The organism is Streptomyces sp. 8N114, from assembly GCF_052245835.1.
Lineage (GTDB): Bacteria > Actinomycetota > Actinomycetes > Streptomycetales > Streptomycetaceae > Streptomyces.
This window is the reverse complement of the sequence record NZ_JBQQBT010000004.1, coordinates 43,190-62,879: the sequence shown is the minus strand read 5'-3', so window position 1 is coordinate 62,879 and position 19,690 is coordinate 43,190. Positions and strand designations below refer to the sequence as shown.

Annotated in this window: 14 protein-coding genes; 6 read left to right on the top strand and 8 right to left on the bottom strand. The window is 73.2% G+C overall.

Features of this window, described 5'->3' with window-relative positions; all coding sequences use genetic code 11:
* The first annotated feature begins 229 nt into the window (after positions 1-229).
* From ACTWQF_RS11080 to ACTWQF_RS11055, 6 genes are all read left to right on the top strand, one after another.
* On the top strand, positions 230-1,609 hold the full coding sequence (locus ACTWQF_RS11080; protein WP_443279023.1) for an ABC transporter substrate-binding protein: 1,380 nt from the start codon (positions 230-232) through the stop codon (positions 1,607-1,609).
* Complete coding sequence (locus ACTWQF_RS11075; protein WP_443279022.1) at positions 1,606-2,541, top strand: carbohydrate ABC transporter permease; 936 nt, start codon at positions 1,606-1,608, stop codon at positions 2,539-2,541. The genes ACTWQF_RS11080 and ACTWQF_RS11075 overlap by 4 nt, the downstream gene beginning before the upstream one ends.
* A 25-nt stretch (positions 2,542-2,566) precedes the next feature.
* A complete protein-coding gene (locus ACTWQF_RS11070) occupies positions 2,567-3,394 on the top strand; it encodes a carbohydrate ABC transporter permease (protein WP_443279021.1) in 828 nt (275 codons plus the stop codon).
* Between the two features lie 224 nt (positions 3,395-3,618).
* On the top strand, positions 3,619-3,999 hold the full coding sequence (locus ACTWQF_RS11065; RefSeq protein WP_443279020.1) for a hypothetical protein: 381 nt from the start codon (positions 3,619-3,621) through the stop codon (positions 3,997-3,999).
* A 117-nt stretch (positions 4,000-4,116) separates the two neighbouring features.
* Complete coding sequence (locus tag ACTWQF_RS11060) at positions 4,117-4,737, top strand: carbonic anhydrase (protein WP_443279019.1); 621 nt, start codon at positions 4,117-4,119, stop codon at positions 4,735-4,737.
* Between the two features lie 11 nt (positions 4,738-4,748).
* Complete coding sequence (locus tag ACTWQF_RS11055; protein ID WP_443279018.1) at positions 4,749-6,272, top strand: SulP family inorganic anion transporter; 1,524 nt, start codon at positions 4,749-4,751, stop codon at positions 6,270-6,272.
* Between the two features lie 56 nt (positions 6,273-6,328).
* Here the strand turns inward: ACTWQF_RS11055 and ACTWQF_RS11050 are convergent, their stop codons facing one another.
* From ACTWQF_RS11050 to ACTWQF_RS11015, 8 genes are all read right to left on the bottom strand, one after another.
* Positions 6,329-7,375 carry a methyltransferase gene (locus ACTWQF_RS11050; protein ID WP_443279017.1) on the bottom strand — a complete coding sequence of 349 codons (1,047 nt, stop codon included), beginning with the start codon at positions 7,373-7,375 and terminating at the stop codon, positions 6,329-6,331.
* Between the two features lie 353 nt (positions 7,376-7,728).
* Positions 7,729-8,850 (bottom strand): lantibiotic dehydratase C-terminal domain-containing protein, encoded by a 1,122-nt coding sequence (locus ACTWQF_RS11045; RefSeq protein ID WP_443279016.1) that lies wholly within the window; start codon positions 8,848-8,850, stop codon positions 7,729-7,731.
* Positions 8,847-11,600, bottom strand: a complete 2,754-nt coding sequence (locus ACTWQF_RS11040; RefSeq protein WP_443279015.1) for a lantibiotic dehydratase — start codon at positions 11,598-11,600, stop codon at positions 8,847-8,849. The genes ACTWQF_RS11045 and ACTWQF_RS11040 overlap by 4 nt, the downstream gene beginning before the upstream one ends.
* Positions 11,597-13,282, bottom strand: a complete 1,686-nt coding sequence (locus ACTWQF_RS11035; RefSeq protein WP_443279014.1) for a SagB family peptide dehydrogenase — start codon at positions 13,280-13,282, stop codon at positions 11,597-11,599. The genes ACTWQF_RS11040 and ACTWQF_RS11035 overlap by 4 nt, the downstream gene beginning before the upstream one ends.
* A 13-nt stretch (positions 13,283-13,295) precedes the next feature.
* Positions 13,296-15,359, bottom strand: coding sequence for a TOMM precursor leader peptide-binding protein (locus ACTWQF_RS11030; RefSeq protein WP_443279013.1), 2,064 nt, complete (start codon positions 15,357-15,359; stop codon positions 13,296-13,298).
* Positions 15,356-17,623 carry a TOMM precursor leader peptide-binding protein gene (locus ACTWQF_RS11025; protein WP_443279012.1) on the bottom strand — a complete coding sequence of 756 codons (2,268 nt, stop codon included), beginning with the start codon at positions 17,621-17,623 and terminating at the stop codon, positions 15,356-15,358. Before ACTWQF_RS11025 ends, ACTWQF_RS11030 begins: the two co-directional genes overlap by 4 nt.
* Positions 17,624-17,696: 73 nt before the next feature.
* Positions 17,697-18,980 carry a sensor histidine kinase gene (locus tag ACTWQF_RS11020; protein WP_443279011.1) on the bottom strand — a complete coding sequence of 428 codons (1,284 nt, stop codon included), beginning with the start codon at positions 18,978-18,980 and terminating at the stop codon, positions 17,697-17,699.
* Positions 18,961-19,614: a response regulator transcription factor gene (locus ACTWQF_RS11015; RefSeq protein WP_443279010.1), complete on the bottom strand. Its 654-nt coding sequence runs from the start codon at positions 19,612-19,614 to the stop codon at positions 18,961-18,963. The genes ACTWQF_RS11020 and ACTWQF_RS11015 overlap by 20 nt, the downstream gene beginning before the upstream one ends.
* Between the last annotated feature and the right edge of the window lie 76 nt (positions 19,615-19,690).

Here is a 19,690-nt window from a genome sequence, read left to right as displayed (position 1 = left end):
GAAGAGCGCGGGCCCCTCCTTTGTGCCTCTCGCGGGCGCTCCGCCGGCTTCGAGGCATGCGCGAGCAACCACGACGCACCGGCACCCGGGCAATCCGCAAAGCCCCCACGGCGGCCGACCGCCGGAAAGAAACCGCGTCCCCGCGCAACGTGGGGGCGGAAAGGCGCGCACTCGAACAGGCGTTGTGCGCCGTCGCGATGGGAAGAGAGTGCTCCGAGAGGGGGCAAGCATGGGGAGACGCCGCACCACCACGCGCCGCACCACCACGCGCCGCACCACCAAAACGCGGTCGGCAACAGCACTGTGCGCACTCCTCACCGTGCTGGTCACAGCATGTGGCGCCCTGACCCCGGGCAGCGCCGCCGATCCGGACCGGCCGAGGACGGTGCCGTCGTCCACGGCGGTGCCGAAGGGCGAGGGCGACATCACCCTGAGGCTCACCTTCGCCGACGCACCCCAGATGGTGGACGCTCTCATCGCGGCGTTCCACAAGAAGCACCCCCGCATCAGCATCGAGCCGCGGTACACCCAGTTCGCCGACTACGTGAAGAGCATCAAGCTCACGATGGCCTCGGACACCGCGCCCGACCTCGCGCAGTTCGCCGTCGGTATGGACGACATCGCCGCGCGGGGCGACATCCTGGATCTGGCGCCGTACCGGGACGCGTACGGCTGGCGGAAGAAGTTCCCGGCGGCCGGCCTGGACCAGCTCACCGGCTCCGGCCGGCGCGCCGCCTCGGGGCGGCATCTGTACGGGGTGCCTGCCGGGCTGTCGATGACGGGGATCTACTACAACAAGCAGCTGGCACGGAAGGCGGGCATCACCCGGCCGCCGCGCACGGTGGCCGAGTTCGACCGGCAGCTGGCCGCCGTCAAGAAGGCCGGGATGACGCCGCTGGGCGTCGGCGCGCTCGATTCGGGCGGCCTCCACCTGTGGGCGGCGCTGGTCAACAACGCGATGCCGCCGAAGGCGTACCGGAACTGGGTCAAGGGCACGGCCGGCGCCACCATCAAGACGCGGCAGACGCTGGCGGCCACCCGCAAGCTGGTGGAGTGGAGCCGCAAGGGGTACTTCGACGAGTCGGCCAACGGCACCACCCAGACCGACACCACGGCCCAGTTCACCCGGGGCGAGAGCGTCTTCCTCATCAACGGCAACTGGGCGGCCGGGCAGCTGTCCGAGGCGATGGGGAAGAAGGCGGGCTTCTTCCTGATGCCCGGTGAGCGCCCCGGCGCCCGCGCCGTCGCCTCCGGGTTCAGCGTCTCGTACGCGGTCTCCTCCCGGACGAAGCATCCGCAGGCCGCCGGAGCCTTTCTCGACTTCCTCGGCTCCCCGGAGGCAGCCAAGATCGTCAGCGACAACGGCTTCCTGCCGCCCGACGAGAGCGCCGTGCCCGTCCCCGAGGGCGTACTGGGCGAGGTGGCGCGGGCCCACCGGCGGGTCACCGCCGACGACGGCATGAACCACTTCCCCGACTTCACCGCGCCCAACATGCTCGACCCGCTCCGCGCCGGGGTGCAGAAACTGATCGCGGGCCGCACCACGCCCGAGGCGTATCTCGACTCGCTCCAGGACGTGTGGCAGGAACGCTACGGGAGCGGATCATGACGCGGCCCGGGAAGCGTTCGGCCTCCCGCACAGCGCCGCGCCACGCACGCTCCTGGCGCGACTACCGCGGCTACCTGTATGTGCTGCCCGCGCTCGCCGTCTATCTCGCCTTCGCGGTGCTGCCCGCGCTGCACACGGCCTATCTGTCGCTGTTCGAGTGGGACGGGGTGACGCTGGGCAGCTGGGTGGGGCTCGACAACTACCGGGAGGTCTTCGCCGATCCGGCGCTGCGCGGCTCGGTGGTCAACGCGCTGGTGCTCGTCGTCTTCTTCGCGTTCCTGCCGATCCTGGCAGGGCTGACGATGACGGGACTGCTGGCCCGGCACCGGCGCCGCGGAATGGGCGTCTACCGGCTGCTGTTCATGCTTCCGCAGGTGGTGCCGCTGGTCGCGGTGGGCGTGACCTGGCGATGGCTGTACGGGGACGACGGGCTGATCAACGAGACGCTGGGCGGCATCGGGCTCGGCGGCTGGGCACGGGCGTGGCTGGGGGACTTCGACTGGGCACTGGTCGCCGTCGGCCTGGTGGGCACATGGGTGCTCAGCGGGCTGTGCATGATGCTCTTCCTGAGCGGGGTGCAGAAGATCGACCCCCAGCTGTACGAGGCGGCGCGGCTGGACGGCGCGGGGCCGGTGCGGGAGTTCGTCTCGGTCACTCTCCCCCAGCTGCGCGGCGAGCTGGCCGTCGCGCTGACAGTCACCACCGTGGCCGCGCTCGCCAGCTTCGACATCGTCTACGTCACCACCGGCGGCGGGCCGGGCGAGGAGACGACCGTTCCCGGACTGCTGGTCTACCGGCTGGCCTTCTCCGACGGGAAGGTGGGCCTGGCCTCGGCGCTCGGAGTGCTGCTGAGTCTGCTGATCCTGGTGATCGTCTACATCGTCAACCGGCTGGCGAGGCAGCAGGAGAGCGCGGAGGGGTCACGGCCATGAGACCGAGCGCTGAGAGGTCGCAGTCATGAACACGGCGTCCCGGGCGGAGCGTTGGACGGGGCAGGCGCTGCTGGCCGTGCTGGGGATCGCGGTCGTCATCCCGTTCCTCAGCGTCTTCCTCGCCTCCATGCAGCCCTCGGGCGAGCCGGTGGTGGGCATGGCGTGGCCCGAGCGGTGGAGCCTGGACAACTACCGGCAGGCGTGGACGGTCGCGGGCTTCTCCGAGCTGATGCGCTCCAGCCTGGTCATCGCCGTCGGAGTGGTGCCCGCCTCGCTGGTGCTGGCCGGGCTGGCGGGGTACGCGCTGGGCACGATGCGGCTGCCGGGCGGTGACGGGGTGGCGGCGCTGTTCGTCGCGGGGCTGACCATCCCCGTCGAACTGATCGTGGTACCGCTCTACTTCGATCTGCGGGGGATCGGGCTGACGGACTCGTACCTGGGCGTCGTCCTGGTGGAGATCGCGCTGTTCATGCCGTTCAGCGTCTTCTGGATGCGGACCCACTTCCGTACGACGCCGGCCTCGCTGGTGGAGGCGGCGCGGATCGACGGCGCCTCGTCGTGGACGATCCTCACCAGGGTGCTGCTGCCACTGGTCCGGCCGTCGCTGACGACGCTCGGGGTGCTGGTGTTCATGTGGTCGTGGAACCAGTTTCTGCTGGTGCTGGTGTTGATGCAGGACGCGGCCAAGCGGACGGCACCGGCGGGACTCGGGTTCTTCGTGGGACAGAACAACACGGATGTGCCAATGCTTGCTGCCGGGACCATCCTTGTGATGTTGCCGATCACAATCGTGTACCTGCTATTTCAACGTAGCTTTGTTTCCGGCTTGTTGCAGGGAGCCTTCAAGGGCTGACATCCCGGGTCAGAGGCGTCGGAGTTCGACTATCGATCATACGAGCGAGCTCTCTCAGCGATCAATTCTCGCCGTTGCGGCCGAAAACAAGACCCTGTGAGCGAAAATCTCCGCATCTCCCAGGTTAGTTCACCTGCTGTTCACCTCCGCCGTGCGGGTTCGTCACACCCTGTGGGCGACGATTGAATACGCCCAGCTCGGAGCCATGGACAGGGGGGAGGACGATGCGACGCTGCGTGACCGCCGTACGAGCATGCGTCTCCGCCCTCGTCCTTCTCCTCTCCGTACTGCTGGCCACCGAGGCCGCAGCTGCCCTCCCGGCATCTGCCGCCGGACCGACGGCCGCCGCCGCGACCGCCACGGACGTCTCACCGCCCGTGGCCGACGACGCCGAGCACGGTGACGCCGACTGTCATCCGCGCCGCGCCGTACGCCACCACACCACACCGCCGGCCCCCGGCGAGCGCCCGCAGTACGCGGGGGGCCGGCAGACCCAATCGCTCGCCGACGACTACCCCTCCGCGCTGCCCGGGAACGGCAGCGCCGGGATGCCGTGGCGCAGATCCGTCGAGGTTCCCGTACTGCACCAGGTGCTGCGGCACTGATACCGCCCGCGGCAGCCGCTTAACGGCGCGCCTGTCCGTGACCAGCCGATACCGGCCCCTGCCGGGTATCCGACTTCTCACCGACATCCGTACGCACCTGAACGCAAGGTAATCCTCATGCGCTCACTCATCCCTCACGCACGCGCCTTTTCCGCACGGATAAGCGACCGTACCGACGAACGGGAAAGCTACGGCAGGCTGGCACAGGGCCAGTCGCCAGAAGCACTCTTCATCACCTGCTCCGACTCGCGGGTCCAGCCCGCGGTCTTCACCGGCGCCCGCCCCGGCCAGCTGTTCGAACTGCGCACCGCGGGCAACGCGGTGCCGCCCTACGGCGCGGCGGGCCGGCCCAGCGGCGAGTCCGCCACCATCGAATACGCGGTCCGGGTCCTGGAAGTACCCGAGATCGTGGTGTGCGGACACTCGCACTGCGGCGCGGTCGGCGCCCGGGTGCGGGAGGAGGACCTGGCGGCCGTGCCCGCCGTGCACGGCTGGCTGACCACACAGCTGCCACCGCCCGTCGAACTCGCGCCCGACGAGGCCGAGCGCGAGCAGCCCGATGTGGCCGCCGCCGTGCAGCGCCATGTACGGGCGCAGCTCGCGCGGCTGCGGGACTACCCGTGCGTCGCCGAACGGGAAGCCTCCGGAGAGCTGGCGCTGCGCGGCTGGTTCTACACCATCGACACCGGCCAGGTGCTCGAACTCAACACGCGTTACGACGCGTTCCTCCCGCTGTGAGAGGTGGCGTCATGACGTACTCGAAAAGCCTGCTGCGGGCGGACTTCACCGCCTCGCTCGTCGTCTTCCTCGTCGCCCTGCCGCTGTGCGTGGGCGTCGCCGTCGCCTCCGGGGTGCCGGCCGAACTCGGGCTGGTCACCGGCATCGTGGGCGGGCTGGTCACCGGGTTCCTGCCCGGCAGCAGCCTCCAGGTCAGCGGTCCGGCCGCCGGTCTGACGGTGCTGGTGTACGAGGCGGTGCAGACCTACGGCCTCAGCGGACTGGGCGTCCTGGTGCTGGCCGCGGGGGTGCTGCAGCTGCTGATGGGTGTGCTGCGGCTGGGCCGCTGGTTCCGGGCGATCTCCGTCTCCGTCGTCCAGGGCATGCTCGCCGGTATCGGCCTGGTGCTGATCGCCGGTCAGCTGTACTCGCTCGCCGACGCCAAGGCACCGGGCAGCGGCCCGGAGAAGATCCTGGGCCTGGGCCGGCTCGTGCTGGACACGGTGGGCGACAGCACGGCGCTGACCGCCTTCGCGGTCGGTGCCGGCACGGTGGCGGTCCTTGTGGTGTGGCCGAAGTGGCGAGCCGGGGCACGGGTGCTGCCCGCGCCGCTGGCCGCCGTGCTGCTGGCCACGGCCGCGACCGTCGCCCTCGATCTGCCCATCGCACGCGTCGAGGTGCAGGGCCTGCTGGGCGTCGTCCAGCCGCCCGGAATGGACGACTTCGGCGGCCTCGCCTCGATCGGCATGCTGGGCACGGTGCTCGCGTTCACGCTGATCGCCTCGGCCGAGTCGCTGTTCAGCGCGGCCGCCGTCGACCGGCTGCACGACGGGCCGCGTACCGACTACAACAAGGAGCTGATCGCGCAGGGCGCCGGGAACACCGTCTGCGGAGTGCTGGGTGCGCTGCCCATGACGGCGGTCATCGTCCGCAGCTCGGCCAATGTGTCGGCCGGGGCGAAGACGAAGGCGTCCCGGGTGCTGCACGGTCTGTGGCTGCTGGTGTTCACCGTCGCGCTTCCCGGCGCGCTGGGCATGATCCCGCTCTCCGCACTGGCGGGCATCCTGGTCCACGCGGGCTGGAAGCTGATTCCACTGCGCGATCTGGCGCCCATGTGGCGGGAGCACCGGGCCGAGGCCGTGGTGCTGGCCGTCACCGCGCTGGCGATCGTCCTCACCAACATGTTCGAGGGCGTGGTGCTGGGCCTGCTGATGGCGGTGGTCAAGACCGCCTGGGAGACCTCGCACATCCACGTGGAGACGGAGGACCCGGGCGAGGGCCGGCCGCTGCGGGTCATGGTGCTGGGGAACGCCACGTTCCTGCGGCTGCCCAAGCTCCAGGACCAGTTGGAGGCGCTGCCGACCGATCGCCGGGTCGAACTGCGCCTGGAGAAGCTGCGGCACATGGACCACGCCTGCGGGCTCGCCCTCTCGACCTGGGAGGAGCAGCACAACAAGGCGGCGGAGCGCATCGTCGCCGAGAGCGCAGCTGATGGTGCGGCGGAAACCGTTGCCGCCGAGCCGCACGGGGAGGACGCCTCCAGCCTGACCCGCTGACCGACGAGTGCCGAGTGAGTGGCCGGCCCGCCCCTGGCGGGCCGGCCACCCGGCTGTCAGCGGGCGACGAGTTCCACCAGGGAGCGGTAGTAGCTCAGCTTGCGCACCACGCCGAGATCGAACCCGGCGCGGTCGCCGAGCGCGGCGAGCTGGTCGCGGGTGCGCTCCTGACCGGAGAAGTAGGTGAGCATCCGCAGATCCATCTCGGAGCGGACGCGTGCGCCCTGCGGGTCGTCGCGCAGCCCCTCGATCAGCAGCACCCGGCTGCCGGGGCGGGCGGCGCGGGCGCAGTTCTCCAGGATGGCCAGCGCGTGGGCGTCGTCCCAGTCGTGCAGCACGACGGAGAGCAGATAGCCGCCTGCGCCGTGGGCCCCTTCGGGCAGCGGGTCCAGGAAGCTGGACTCCAGGACGGCGCACCGCTCGCTCAGCCCCTGCTCGGCGAGCTTGGTGCGGGCCGCCGCGGCCGGCCCTGGCAACTCGACCAGGGTGCCGCGGAGTTCCGGGTGCGCGGTGAGCAGCGCTGTGAGGAGCGTGGCGTCGCCGCCTCCCACGTCGACGAGGTGGCCGAGCGAGCCCCAGTCGTAGCCGTCGGCGGCGGCCTTCGTCTCGCCGGGTACGAGCAGCGAGGCGAGCAAGGTGTCGAACGATGCGGAGAGCTCCGGCCGGTCCTCCAGGTCCGCCCAGAAGGAGCGGCCGTAGGCGGTGTCGTATCCGGGCCTGCCCGTGCGGATGCTCTCCAGCAGGTGGACCAGCGCGAGGTCGCCGCGGCCGAAGGCGCTGTCGGTGTCGAGCCAGTCGCGAGGGCTGCCGGGGTGGTCGGCGCGCAGCTGGGCGCCCAGTTCGGTGAGGCCGTAGAGGTGCGGCTCCGGCTGGGTGAACACCTCGGCGTTGACGAGGTGGTTGAGCAGCCGTTCCAGCAGGTGTGCGGGGGCGCCGGAACGCTCGGCGAGGTGGTCGAGGGGGGCGGTGCCCTCCCCTATGTGATCGGCGAGGCGCAGTGTGGCGGCGACGCGTACGGCCATGGGGGTGACCAAGTCGGCGGCCTCCCAGATATCGCTCGTGCCGCGGGGCCGCTTGTTCTCCTGGGTCACCTTCTGGGTCACCGTCTTCTCCGGTCGTGTGGTGGTGCGACAGGCCCGGCCGTTGGCCGGGACGATTCGCTTTCGGTCACTCGTGGACGGCTCACCGCCGGGCGCCGTCCGACTGCGTACAGCACGGACAGTGCCCGGCGGCGGCTGCCGCACGGCTCAGTGGCAGAGCGGACCCGAGGCCGTCGTGCTGGCGATGACCTGCGGCGGCTCCTCGATCTCCTCGATCTCGAAGGTCTCGGCTTCCAGGGCCTCCAGCTCGTCTACGAGCATGTGCCAACTCCCTTGTTCGATGGGTGAGTTATACGGACACCCGCCATTGTGGAGATCAGTTTTCGCCATGGTCAATAGCTGACGGGGTGCGGTCGTCATCGATCCGCCGGCAGTCCCTGCACCCGCTCCCGGAGCGCCCGGTGCAGCAGATAGGCGAGGTAGTCCTCGTTGCCGACGGTCACCCCGAGCCGGTTGCACCCCATGTGCACGATCCCGGCGAGGAGGGCGGCACGCGCGGTCTCGGCGCCCACGGCCACCGGCGTGCCCGTTCCGTCGCCCGAGGGGAACGCCAGTGCCCCGCGCCGGGCTTCCTCGTCGATGCGGGCGCGCAGTTCGGTGCCGTGCTCGGCCCAGCGGCGCAGGAACCCGGCGAGCAGCTCGGGCTGTCCGCCGAGGACGCCCGCGTGCAGCGCCTCGACCTTGTCGCCCACCGGGCCCGCCATCCGCTGGTACGCGGCGGCGTAGGTGTTGTAGCGCTCCTTGAACATGGGCGCCCAGTCGGCCATGCGCTGCTCGAAGAAGGCGATCGTGCGGTCGGTGTCGTCCAGCACGGTCAGCGCGAGGGTCGCCGTCAGCTGCGCGGCCAGCCCCAGCCGGACGCTGCCGACCTGGGTGTTCGTGGAGGCCAGCAGGCTCGCGACGAGGGTGCTGGAGCGGTCGGCGTGCCATTCCGCCAGCGCCACACCCGCCAGGCCGCCGTAGCGCTCCAGCTCCGGCTCGTAGCCGAGGTAGGCGAGGGAGTCGTTGGGGCGGCGCGGCATCCGCACGGTGCCGGGGCCGTAGCGGGCATCCCACTGCGCGTCGGAGAACTCCAGCCGGAAGCGCTCCCGGTACTGCTCGTCGGTCAGGTCGACCGCGGGATCGTAGACGGAAGGGCGGCGGCCCAGAAAGTCGCCGACGGCCCCCTCGATCGCATCGGTGAGGGCCGGGATCGCGTCCGTGTTCACGGGCCGCACCCGCAGCCGTACGTGCGGGCCCTCCAGCCAGTGGCGGAGGAAGTAGCAGCAGTCGGCGAGCCCTTCGCCGCGCAGCTGCTCGAACAGCGGGCCGACGCACTCGCCCAGCAGCGGGTCGCGGTCCCCGGCGTAGTAGACGTGCGCGGACAGCCATTCGCCGGGGCGCAGCTCGGCGGGCGGGCGGTCGTCGGCGTTGAGGGGCGCGGCGGGCCCGGTGCTGCGCTGCTCGGCCGGGGGCCGCGCCTGGTCGGTGTCGGTCACTGGGGGTTCGTCCTTCCGCTGTGCTGTGCCTGTTCGAGGGGGGCGGGCGCCGCGTCGAGTTCCACGCACACCTCCGACGCGTACGCGGAGCCGCCCGCGCGCAGGGCCGGTTCGGTGACGTCGGGCAGCAGTTCGGTGAAGACCGCCTCACCCGCGTCGCGCAGCCGGTGGTCGAGCAGCGCGAGGGACAGCGGGCTGTCGGCGTCCACGGGCTGCGGCTTGCGGTCGCTGTCCGTACGGGCCATCACCCGCTCCGGCAGCCCCGTCGCGCGCCACCACCTGCGGCGGGCGAGGAAGCCGCGCGCGGTCTCGGCGGGCGGCTGCGGTCCGGGCAGTCCGGGCCCCGCGAACCGCCGGCTGCGGCGGGCCAGGACCAGCGAGCCGTGCCGCACCCGGGGGCGGTCCGTCGGCCCGCCGCCCTCCAGGCACCCCCACAGGTCCGCGACGAGCGGCATGGCGGCCGGGGAGAGCGCCAGCAGGGTGCGCTGGACGCGGGGCAGCGCCATAGGGACGAGACCGCCGAGCCACAGCGGGACGACGCGCTTGCCCAGGTTCCGTGAGACCAGCCGCAGTTCGCCGCGCTCCTCGTCGTCGACCAGCTCCAGGTCGCCGACGGGGAGCCGGCGTTCGGCGGGCCCGTGCGGCGCCTCGGCGGGCCCGGTCAGCCGGTAGGGGGCCAGCGCGGGCCGCAGTGCCAGGTTGGAGGTGTCGTAGCCGCCGCTCAGGTCGGCGGCTACGGCATCGGGCGGTAGCAGCCGGGCGTGCCGGACACGGATGCCGTCCGCCAGCTCGCGTTCGGCCTCCGGCCCGAAGGACCTGGCGAACCGTGCGAGGGGCTGGCCGAGGCCCGAGTAGGCCCAGTTGAGGACGGCGAACGGTCGGCGGTCCCCGGAGGGCTCGGCCCACTGGAGGTAGCAGGAGTAGCTGCGCGGCATACCGGGATCGTCGGGCGGCAGCAGCGCTGCGGCCCGGTCCAGATCCGCCGCCTCCAGGACGAGTTCGGGCGCGCCGGGCGGCTGGGGCTTCCCTTCGGGGAACCGGGCGTCGAGCGCGGCGCGCAGCGCGCGGGTGAACTCCTCGTGGGCCGCGCTCAACGCCGCGACCCGCGGATCGTCGTAGGGGTTCGCGCGCGGCACGTACGCACCGTCCGCCGCGAGCGTGCCGAGCCGGGTGCCGGTGCCCGACAGCCACTTGCCGAACGACTGGTGCAGCTCGTGCGCGAAGCCGGGCACGTCGTCGCAGGTCCCTCCGGGCCCGTACCGGGAGCGGAAGTGAGCGCGCACCAGCAGTCGGTCCAGCAGCATCAGATCGAATGCGGGCAGCAGCCGGGCGAAGCGCCGCAGCGCGGGCAGCGGCCCGTCCTCCCAGGCCGGGAGGGAGGCGGTGGCGGGCGCGGCCAGCACGGCGTCCTCGTAGACGGCGGTCCTGGGCACGACCGGCGTCGAGCGGCCGAGCGCCCGCTGCGCCTCGGCCACCTCGGTACGGAGCGCGGCAGTACGACGGGCGCGCTCCTCGGGCGGCGCGAGAGGGAAGCCGTCGGCGTGCTCCCGTATCCGCTCCAGCCGGTCGGCGAGGGACGGCCCTGGGCCGGGGGACGGGCGGCCGAGCGCACGCAGCCGGCCGGCCAGTTCGGCCACCGGGTCGGGGTGGTGGATGTCGGGGGCGAGCGCGGGCGTGGTGAGCAGGCCGAGCTCCACCAGCTTGGCGAGGTAGCCGTCCAGCCGCTCCCGGGGTCTGCCGTCCGGGTCCGAGCGGTGCAGCGCGTCGGCGAGCCCCGGCAGGGTGAGTCCGGCGTCCCCGGCCGCGTCGAGGAGCCGCAGCGCCTCGTCGAGAACGGGACCCGCCGGGAGTTGGAACGGCTCCTCCTCCAGCACTCCCGGCGTGGCGAGGGCGAGCCCGGGATCGACGGGCCGGTAGCGACGGCGTATGTAGTGGATGCGCCCGCCGGTACGGCGCCATCCGCCGGCCGCGTGGAACGGGAGGGCAACCCGGGTGGCCGGATCGCCGAGCGCGGCGACGGCGATCTCGTGGAGTGCGGTCAGGTTGGGCCGGGCGCGCAGGAGCGGCCGCAGGGGGACGTCGTCCGCGAGGGCAAGCCCCAGCGCAGGACCGGAGTCGTGGAAACGTCCGTGCGCCAGGGTGGTGAGGGTGCTGAAGGGGCTCGTCTTGAGCGCCGCCCGGTACACGTACGACACCAGCGACCGTTCCGTCTTCCGGGCCCGCTTGTCGCTCGGTGGCGCGTCATCGGCCGCGAGGTAGCCGGGGAGGGCGGCGTCCAGGGTGGGAGAGGCGGCCTGGACGCCGGCGCGGAGGGCGGGATCGTGGGCGAGGTGGCGCAACTGGTAGCGAGCGGCGGCGAGTTCGGCGGCCGCCGTGGACTCGCCGGCGGCCAGGTGCGCCTCGTAACGGTGCCGCAGGGCGAGCCAGTCGGCGGCGGGCGAGGGGACCACCGGCTCGGCGGTGCGCAGGGTTTCGCGGGACGGCGTACGGGCGTTGTGGAGATCGCGGCGCAGGGCGAGCAGGGCCCGGCGGGTCGCGGGGTGCTCGGCGTGTGCGACGGCCTCGGCGAGGGCGTCCTCGGCCGCGGGTGCCAGCGCGGCCATGCGGTCCTCCAGTTCCAGTGCCGTCCGCGCCCACGCGACGGTGCCGGGGGCACGCAGGGGGGCGAGGGCTGCGAGAGGGAGCCCGGCGACGCGGAGGACGACGTCGGGGGCGAGTTCGAAGGGGAGGCGTGAGGGGGTGGCGATCATGGGTGGTCGGTCCGGTCCGTGCGAGGGCTGGGGGTGAGGGAGGCGTCGAAACGGGGTCTGTCGGGGCGCTCGTGGCCCGTCATGAGCAGCAGCAGCGGCCAGGTGTCCGGGCCGACGGCCGGGCCGAGAGCCGCCTGGAGGGCCTCGTAGTCGAAGCCGAGCGCCGCACCGCAGCCGGTGCCGAGCGCTGCGGCAGCCAGATAGGCCGACTGCGCGACCGCTCCCACCTCGGCGTTGAGCAGCCGGTAGCCGCGCGGCCCGGCAGCGGCCACGACGGCGTGCGGGCGGGCGAGGACGACGAGGACGGCGGCGGCCTGCTGGAGGTTGTAGTTGTTGAGCGTGTAGACCCGCTGGAGGAACGGGTGCGGGGCCGGTCCGGGCAGCGGGACGAGTGCGTGCGCCGCGGAGTCGTGGAGGTACAGCCCCGCCCGCACTCCGGCCACGTGCTGCACGAAGACGGCCGGCCGGGTGAGCGGGGGCGCCCCCGTGTTCAGCCGGCGCCCGGCCGCGGCTGCCTCCAGCAGCGCGGACAAGTCCTCAGCGGCGAGCGGGCGGTGCGCCGAGAACCGGCCGAAGCTGCTGCGCCGGGCGGCGAGCGCTTCGGCGACGCCACCGGTGAGCGGGGTCGGTGCGGGCAGCGGGACGGCGGCGCCGGCGGGCGGGCCGCACGCGTCGGCCGCAGCTCGGGCCAGCGCCTCGGGGGCGGGGTAGGGCCGGGTGTCGTACGCCGCCGCCAGCTGGGCCGCCTCGGCGGCGGGGAACCGCCGTACGGTGCGGGAGCGTTCGGCGACGGGCGGGGCGATGGACGGAGTGGAGCGAGAGGCCGTTGCGAGGCCGGCGCTCTTCTCGGCGGCTCCCGTCCCCCGGCCTTTGTCCGGGAGGTACCCCCAGGGCAGCGGCACCGCGGCCAGGACGCTTTCGGTGGCGGGGTCGAGGCCCAACAGCCGGTCCAGCTCCGGCTCGTCGTACCACAGGCGGGGGCTGAGCCCGATGCCGCAGGACGCCGCCCAGGTCTGCCAGGTCTGCAGCAGGCAGCCGAGGTCCATGGTGACGCAGTGGTGGCTGAACTCCCCGTACTTGAAGGCGTTCTGCCAGAACCGCACGGTGACGAGGAGGAACTGGCGCCCCTCGGCCGGCCCGGCGCCCAGCGCCTCGCGTACCCGGGGCGAGATGTCGCCCGTGGCGATGCGGCGGAGGGCATGCGCGGGCTGGTCGTAGTGGTAGACGCCCGGCAGGGGGCCCGCGCCCGGGCCGCACACCCAGTAGAGCTCGCACGGGTACAGGCCACCGCCTGCCGCGCTGCCACGCGCCCACGCGGCGTGCGCGTACGCCTCCCGGCCGCCCTGGCCCGGGTCGGCGGTGATCTGGAGCCGACGGGAGAGCCAGCCGTAGGAGTACCGGAGCATCCCGGCGAGGAGCGGCAGGGTGAAGGCCGCTCCCTCTCCCGGGTGCTGGGCGAGCAGGGCCTCCCCCAGCGGCAGGAGGGGCTGCGGCGGCGCTTCGGGGAGCGGGAAGCCGGGCACCCCGCGGTAGATCTTGTGGCTCCGGGGCTGGTCCTGCCAGTCCGGCTCGAAGGGCTCGGTCTCCATCGGCACCGAGGCCCGCCGCAGCACCGCGTCCAGATAGCGGGTGACGGTCAGCATGTGGTCGCCCGCCCCACCCGGCTCTGCGCTGTCGGGCACGTCTCCCTCTCCCTCACATGAACGGGTGCGGAGCCGGGTTGAGCTCCGCACCCGTCAGGTCGTCAGCACGCATCCCCGCGCTCCGCAGCGCGGTGCGGGTGCGGGCCATGCCGGGCGCGCGGTGCCGCCGCGCGCCGAAGTCGATCGGCAGCAGACCGGGCACCAGCACCCGCACCACGCTCGTCCCGACAAGCCGCTGTTCGGGCCCCGTCCGGTCGACGACGACCGTGTCGAAGCCGCGCGCGGCGAGCAGGTCACGGCAGTGGCGTACGGCGGCGGACAGATCTCCGCCGGGCGGCACGCCTTCGCCTCGTCCGCCGCCGCCGCGGCCTTCGGCGCCTTCCTCGCCGACACGGTAGATCTCGGCCAGCGGGCGCGCCCCGTCCTCAGGGCCGAGGAGGAACGCGGCGTGCCGCACCATCTCCGGGAGGCCGTACAGCGCGGCGTGGTCGGCGAGTTCGCGCACCCGGGCGAAGTCCTGCGCCATGGCGCGCAGCCGGTCGAGGTCCCGTACCGTGCGTTCGGGAAAACCGGACAGAGAGCTGGCAACCTCGCGTACGGCCGACTCGGCGGCGCGTTCCGGGTCGAGCGCGGCGGCGGAGGACAGGCACAGCGCCCCCGGTCCGCCGTCCTCGCGGGTCGCGACGGCGGTCACGACGGGGACGGGCAGATCGATGCGGTTGTCCAGGAGCCGCAGCCGGTAGCCGCCGCGCCGTATCCGTTCGGCGAGGGACAGCAGCGAAGGGGACCGGCAGCTCTCCACCGCGATCCGCGGCAGCCGGGCCCGCCCGAGCCAGGCCAGCAGGAACGCGTCCCGCTCGACCACCTCCAGCAGCCCGTGCAGCACGGCCTCTTCCACGCAGGAGCCGCCCGCATACCCGCTGGAGGTCTCGGCCGCGAAGAACGGTCCCGGACCGGCCAGCCGGTAGTCGACCAGCTGCTCGGGAACCAGCACCGGCCGCTCGTCCCGCAGCGACCAGCCCCACACCCACGGCAGGACCAGCTCCTCGTCGTACGGCACGAAGCTCGACGGCGCGCCCTCGAAGAACGCCGCGTCCGGGAGGCCGCACTCGCGCGGGTCAACGGACGGGTGCCGCAGTTCCGACCGGGCGGCCACAATCCGCTCGGGGGCGCCCTCGCGCAGACCCGCCAGCCGCTCCAGCCCTTCGCACAGGGCGAGGGCCGCGCTGTCCCGGTAGCTGTCGGCGTGCCCGCTGAAGTGGACGTCCAGCAGGCGGGGTGACCCGCGTACCGCGAAACGACCGCCGGCCGGCGCGGTGTTGGCCGCCTCCCGGTCCGGTCGTACCCCCGTGCCGAGCGCGCCGCAGACGGGGTTGGCCAGTGCGTCGGCGGCCCACTCCGGCACGGCCTCGGCGGGGCTCAGCAGCCGGAAGGAGCCGGAGCGCGGGACGAGGCCGGGCCGCAGGAGGACCGCGCAACTCCGGGAGGGAGCCGGGACAGCGGCCTGTCGCGCCCCGCACCAGGGGCACTCGGGATCGGCCAGCAGCTGGGCACGCTCCACGCGGAGGGTGTCGAGCGCCAGCCGGTGCACGGTGCCGGTGCGGGGCGCGGTCGACGGCTCCCTGCGTTCGGCATCGAGGGCTTCGGCATCGAGTGCTTCAGCTTCGCGGGCTTCGGCATCGAGCGCTTCGGCATCGAGTGCGGCCGTCGCCAAGTGCGCGAGCATGTCGAGGGCGAACGGGGTCACATACGGGTTCGGCGCAGCCGCATGGAGGGGAGCGCCTGGCCCGCGCTCCAGCGCATCGCGCTCGACGGCTGAGCGCAGGGCCTGCCAGCGGGTCGCCACACAGTGGAAGCACGGGCGGCCCGGAGCCGGCTGCCGCGGGCCGAGGGGCCCGAGCAGGGCGTATCTGCCGTGCAGATGTACGGGGACGAGCGTGGTGCCGGGCGAGCAGTCGGGCTGCTGCTCCGGCGCTGCGTAGGCGTCGTGCACACCCAGCAGCCGTACGTGGACCGCCAGCGGCTCCGCGGGCCGGGCAGCTTGCAGACGGCGCGTCAGTTCCTCCGCCACGCGGAGCCGGTCGTCGTCCAACGTCTTCTCGGTCGTGGCCGTCACGCCGGTGCCTTCCGGGGGCTGCGCAGCAACACCCGTACGGTCTCCACGCCGCCCGCGCGCAGGTCCGGCGGCGTCGTCACCACGACGAGCACTTGCCTGCCGGGAATCACCGCCGCCATCGGGTCCTGACCCGGCCGGAGCCTTTCGGCCTCGGCCGGCTCGGCAGACGGCACCGATTCCTCGGCTGTCCCCTCGGCCGTCGCTGCCAACGCCCGCACGTCGAGCCCGCCCACCAGGGGATCGCCAAGGTCCACCTCCTGGCCGCGCCGCGCAAGTTGGAGGGTACCGGCCAGGTCGCGGAGGGCGTGGACGGTGGCCTCGGTGCGGGTGGTGCCGTAGCCGAGCGCTTGAGCGGTGCTGTCGGAGATCCCCTCGGAGGCTTCGTCGGAGGCGAGCGCGGCCACGGCGTGTGCGGGCGCTGCACCGGGGAGTTCGAGGAGGGTGACCCGCTGGTCGAAGTGCGCGACCGAACGCAGGAGAAATCCGCAGTCCCCATCGGCAGCCGCGTCCACGGGCAGCGTCCGGGCGGCGGCCTCCCCGCGCAGCGCGGCCACGACGCCTTCGCGAGCGAGAGCCGACAACAGCCCGGCCCGTGCGGCGGCTTCGACGGTGGCGCCTGCTCCGGCGCCCGCGCTCCCCGGTTCGAAGCGCCCCTCCCGGTCGACTGCGCCGCCTGGGTGGACGGCTGCCGCCGGGACGGCCACCGTCCGCCCGTGCCCGGGGCTCGGGAGCTCCGCGGAATCCCACACCCACGCGCGCAGCCACGGCCCCCCACCAGCGTGGCCGTCGTCCTGCCCGGTCCCGCTCCAATTGCTCAACTCGGCGCCGGGTACGCGCTCCTCAACCCCGTCCGCGATGTACGGTGCGGCACTCCGCGGCAGGCCGTGCGCGTGCAGCAGCGCCTCGTACGCCAGCGCTGCCGCGTTGCGCGCTGCGGCTCTGGCGTCGGTCTGGGTGTCGAGGGCGAAGGCGGTGACGGCCCGGGGAGGTACGGCGGACGGTCCGGGCGCCGCGACCTCCACGCAGGCGGCGCGAACCGGTGACTGCGGGAGCTCGTCGTCGGCGTAGCGGCGGAAGACCCCGGCGTGTGTGCCGAACAGCAACCCCTCCCCCGTCTGGTCGGACGCCTTTGGTGCTGCCGCAGCACCCTGCCCGCCGGCCTCGAACTGCGCCTTCGGGAGTCCGCCGCACGCCCCGCAGTCGGGGTGCGCGAGCAAGGTCTCCCGCGAGGTCGCCAGGGTCGCGCAGTCCTGGGTGACAAGGGCACCCGCGCACTCCGCGGGCAGGGCACCCGTGCGGTGCCGGAAGACCTCGAACGCGAGCGTCGTACCGAGCATGCGCCCCAGCTGCGCGTCCGGCCCGGCCGCTGTCCGCTCCGAGTGCACTGCACGCAGTAGCGCCGCCGCAGCCGACGGCTCCAGGTTGGCGGCGAGCCGCAGCACGGCACACTGCCAGCAGCCCGCCGGCCACTCGTCGCCACCGCCCGTTACGCCGTGCCCCGCGCGCTGCACCAGCGGCCCGAGCACCGCCGTGCCGTCCAGTACGGTCAGCGGCAGCAGCGCGGGACCGCCGTCGAGCGCCGCGCGGTTGCGGCGGACGAGTTCTCCGTATTCCGTACCGCATGCCACGACCAGGTCGGCAGCACCGTCCGCGTGGCCGGGGCCGGCGCCGTCCTCGCCCACCGGGTGCAGCACCACATCGGCATCGCAGTGCGCAGCGCGCAAAGCGTCCTGCTCCAGCAGGAGTTGGCGCGGCGGTTCCTCGTACGGTCCGGTGAGGGTGACTGTCCGCATCCCGTTGCGCAGCAGGGTCAGGGCGCAGCTCTCGGCCGCCTCGCCGCGGCCCGCGATCAGCACGCGGGTGTCGCGGAACCGGGCGAAGGCGGTGGCCGCGCCGCCGCCGAGCTGGTGGTCGAGGTAGGCGAGTTGGTCCCGGAAGCGGTCGCGGACGGCGTCGGAGAGCGGATAACTCCCGTGCTGGCTAGCGGGGTTGTCGGGATGTACGTCGCGCACCACGCCGCGCCGCAGCAGCGTGCGCACCATCGCGGTGACGGTGGCCCGGCGCTCCTCGGGCAGTCCTTGGCACAGTTCGGCGACCGTGTGGGCGCCGGTCAGATGCGGGGCGAGGCGGCACATCCACTGGTAGGCGGTCCGCCCTTTGAGGACGAACCGGCCTTCGGGGTACTGGAGGAGGGCCCCGTCCTCGGTCGCCGTGAACAGCGCGTCCGCCCGCAGTCTGGGGCGTACGTCGTGGGTGGGGTCCACGTGGCGGCTCCCGTGCACACGTTCGTACGGATCGTGATCAAGGACGGTACCCCGTCGCCCGGCGCGGTGTCAGTCATACGGTGCGGCTGCTCGCCGTGGGGGTTGCTGGTGGGAGGGCGGGGGCACGTGCGTCGTGGTTGTCCGCACAGTTCCCCGCACTCCTTCGGGGCGCCGGGAAGGTGACGGTGACGGCCAGGCCGCCCTCGGGGCCGGGGACGGTGGTGAGGGTGGCGCCGTGTGCCTGGGCGATGGCGGCCACGATGGACAGGCCCAGACCGTGCCCCTCGTCGGCACCGCGCGGGGCGAGGCGCTGGAAGGGCTGGTGCAGCGCGGGGATACGGCTGCGCGGGATCGGCTCACCGCTGTTGGCCACGTGCAGCCAGGGGCGCCCGGCGCTGGTTCCGGTGGCGACGTGGATCCAGCCGTCGCCGGGCGTGTAACGGCGAGCGTTCTCCACGAGGTTGGCCGCCAGCCGCTCCACGAGCGCCGCGTCGCCGTGCGCGGGGGCCGGCCGCAAGGTGACGGTCATCCGCGCGTCCTCCCGCTCGCGCACCACCGTGTCCACGACGGCCGCCAGATCGGTGGGACCGCTGCGCGCGGGGTCGAGCCCGCGTTCGCTGCTCGCCAGCGTCAGCAGCGCCTCGATGAGCCGTTCCTGGCTCTCCCCGGCCCGCAGTACGCGCTCACACACCTGGCGCAGCATCAGCACGTCGGCGTCCGGCGCGGCGAGGGCCACCTCGACGGTGGCGCGCTGGAGGGTCAGCGGGGTACGCAGTTCGTGCGAGGCGTTCGCGACGAAACGCCGCTGCGCCGCGAAGGCCGCGTCCAGCCGGGACAGCAGCCCGTCGAAGGTGTCGCCGAGCTCCTTCAGTTCGTCCGTCGGCCCCGGAACGGCGAGCCGCTCGTGCAGGTTCCGCTCGGAGATCCGGCGCGCCCTGTCCGCCATCACCCGCACCGGGCGCAGCACCCGGCCGGCCATCACCCAGCCCAGCGCCACCGAAACGGCCGTCATCCCGGCCAGTGCGATACCGGACTCGGTGAGCAGGATGCGCAGTTCGGCGGCGCGGCGCTCGTTGACGATGTCCTCCAGGTGGGTGCGCACCCGGTCGCTCTCACCGCCCGTGCCCCCGACGCGCCAGGCCGTCACCCGCGTGTTCTTGGTGACGGGACTCTGGGCCACCAGCAGATAGGTGCTGCCCAGCAGCGCCGCGCCCGAGACCAGGAAGAGGGCGCCGTACAGCAGCGTCAGCCGCAGCCGTGCCGACCAGCGGATGCCGCCGCGCGTCGCACGTACCGGCGCGGACCGCGCGGTTCCGGGGGACTGCCCGCGTACGGACTCAGATGCGGTAGCCGGCATGGGGCACCGTCTCGATCAGGGGCGGGTCGCCCAGCTTCCGGCGGAGCCTGCTGACGGTGACCTTCACGGTGTTGGTGAACGGGTCGGCCGACCGGTCCCAGGCCCGTTCCAGCAACTCCTCGGCGGAGACGACAGTACCCCGCGCCGCCAGCAGCAGTTCCAGGACGGCCAGTTCCTTGGGGGAGAGATCCAGCCTGCGCCCGCCCCTGCGGGCCAGCCGCTCGGCCGGGGCGAGAGTGAGGTCGCCGTGCACCAGGACCGGCGGCACAGCCGGCTGGGCGCGGCGGGCCAGCGCCCGGATACGGGCGATGAGTTCGGCGAACGCGAACGGCTTGGCGAGGTAGTCGTCGGCGCCGAGATCCAGCCCCTCGACCCGGTCTTCCAGGGTGGATGCCGCGGTCAGCATCAGCAGCCGGGCACGGGAGCCGTCGCGGCTCAGCGCGCGGCACACCTCGTCGCCGTGCAGCCGTGGCAGGTCACGGTCGAGCACGATCACGTCGTAGTCGTGCACCGTCGCCTGCTCCAGTGCCTCCTCCCCGTCGAAGGCCAGGTCGATGGCCATGCCGTCGCGGCGCAGCCCGGTGGCCACGGTCTGCGCCAACTCCCGGTGGTCCTCCACGATCAGCACGCGCATGGCGCAAGGATGCGGCAAGGGGCATAACAGCGGCGTAACAGCCGCCGTTCCCGTGGTGTAACCGGCTGCGGCGTAG

Bases quoted from the DNA above. Each gene is read 5' to 3' on its own strand.
- ACTWQF_RS11080 (WP_443279023.1), top strand. From the start codon at position 230: ATGGGGAGACGCCGCACCACCACGCGCCGCACCACCACGCGCCGCACC.
- ACTWQF_RS11075 (WP_443279022.1), top strand. From the start codon at position 1,606: ATGACGCGGCCCGGGAAGCGTTCGGCCTCCCGCACAGCGCCGCGCCAC.
- ACTWQF_RS11070 (WP_443279021.1), top strand. From the start codon at position 2,567: ATGAACACGGCGTCCCGGGCGGAGCGTTGGACGGGGCAGGCGCTGCTG.
- ACTWQF_RS11065 (WP_443279020.1), top strand. From the start codon at position 3,619: ATGCGACGCTGCGTGACCGCCGTACGAGCATGCGTCTCCGCCCTCGTC.
- ACTWQF_RS11060 (WP_443279019.1), top strand. From the start codon at position 4,117: ATGCGCTCACTCATCCCTCACGCACGCGCCTTTTCCGCACGGATAAGC.
- ACTWQF_RS11055 (WP_443279018.1), top strand. From the start codon at position 4,749: ATGACGTACTCGAAAAGCCTGCTGCGGGCGGACTTCACCGCCTCGCTC.
- ACTWQF_RS11040 (WP_443279015.1), bottom strand. From the start codon at position 11,600: ATGATCGCCACCCCCTCACGCCTCCCCTTCGAACTCGCCCCCGACGTC.
- ACTWQF_RS11020 (WP_443279011.1), bottom strand. From the start codon at position 18,980: ATGCCGGCTACCGCATCTGAGTCCGTACGCGGGCAGTCCCCCGGAACC.
- ACTWQF_RS11015 (WP_443279010.1), bottom strand. From the start codon at position 19,614: ATGCGCGTGCTGATCGTGGAGGACCACCGGGAGTTGGCGCAGACCGTG.